The 1,314-nt window shown below is 62.6% G+C and carries 1 protein-coding gene; it reads right to left on the reverse strand.

Annotated features, from left to right (window positions below):
* Window positions 1-7: 7 nt before the first annotated feature.
* The gene (locus BST27_RS30420) at window positions 8-1,264 is read right to left on the reverse strand and encodes an IS30 family transposase (protein WP_069422683.1); all 1,257 of its coding nucleotides are present in this window, start codon (window positions 1,262-1,264) and stop codon (window positions 8-10) included.
* Window positions 1,265-1,314 lie beyond the last annotated feature (50 nt).

Genomic DNA, 1,314 nt, shown 5'->3' on the forward strand with positions numbered 1-1,314 from the left:
GGCGGTTTCAAGCGGTCGATGCAACGGTGGGCGGGTTTGACAGTAGTTCGTCGAGGGCTTCGGCGGGTGTTTTCCAGTCGAGGGTTTTGCGGGGTCGGCCGTTGAGTTCGGCTGCGACGTAGTCGAGGTAGTGGTCCGGGTAGATCGATAGGTCGCTGCCCTTGGGAAAGTATTGGCGCAGCAGGCCGTTGGTGTTTTCGTTGCTGCCGCGTTGCCAGGGCGAGTGCGGGTCGCAGAAATAGATGGCGAGTTCGGTGGCCTTGGCGATGGCGACATGATTGGCCATCTCAGAGCCTTGATCCCAGGTCAGTGAGCGACGCAGTTGCTGGGGCAACTGGGCCATCTTTTCGACGATGGCGTTTTGCACCGCGAGGGCGCCGTGGCCATTCGGTAGGTGCAGCAGCATCACGAACCGGGTGGTGCGTTCGACCAGAGTGCCGATGGCCGAGCCGGATCGGGTGCTGCCCAGGATGAGATCGCCCTCCCAATGTCCCGGGACGGCGCGATCGGCGACCTCGGCCGGGCGCTCGCTGATGTTGATCATGTCCCGGATGCGGCTACGGCGGGTGCCGGGTTGATGCTGAGGCCGGCGAACCGCGCGTTTGGTGCGCAGACAGTTGTGGAGTTCGCGGCGTAACGAACCACGTCCTTGCACGTAGATCGCCTGATAGATGGCTTCGTGGGACACCCGCATCTCCGGATCGTCGGGAAAGTCATTGCGCAGCCGCTTAGCAATCTGCTGCGGGCTGTGATGCTGTTGCAACCGAGTCTGCACCTCATTGCGGAGCCTGTCGTTGATGAACTTGCGCGTCTTGGGACGCCGGGCCCGCCGCGCCGCGGAGCGCTCAGCAGCCAAGGCGTCGTAGTGCACCGTGGAACTGCGCCCGCTCTGGCGAGCCCCGAACGCCTCTTTGCGGCGGTATCCGGATTTACGGCCGTCGTACTTGTTGGCGACGTTGCGGTCGAGTTCGCGTTTGATCGTCGACGGGGCTCTGTTGAGCCGTCGTGCGATGGAACGCAGCGACTCATTGCGAGCCACACCGACCTGGATCTCCACCCGGTCGGCGAGGGTCAACCGTGGCCGCGGTCCATCAGTTTTGGGTTTGCTGACACGAGGTTTCACCCCGCCAGCATCACCGAACCACTTCCGCCCAGCGTTACGTGACACACCCACAGCCGCCGCAGCAGTAACGGGACTACCAACAAGGCGGACCTGGTCCCAAAAAGCACGCACAATCGAAGGCTGAATCGCACGATGGGGCATCACAACACTCCTCACTCAAAGAGGTGTTGCATCGATGGCTTGAAACCGCA

Source organism: Mycobacterium intermedium, from assembly GCF_002086275.1.
Taxonomy (GTDB): Bacteria; Actinomycetota; Actinomycetes; order Mycobacteriales; family Mycobacteriaceae; genus Mycobacterium; species Mycobacterium intermedium.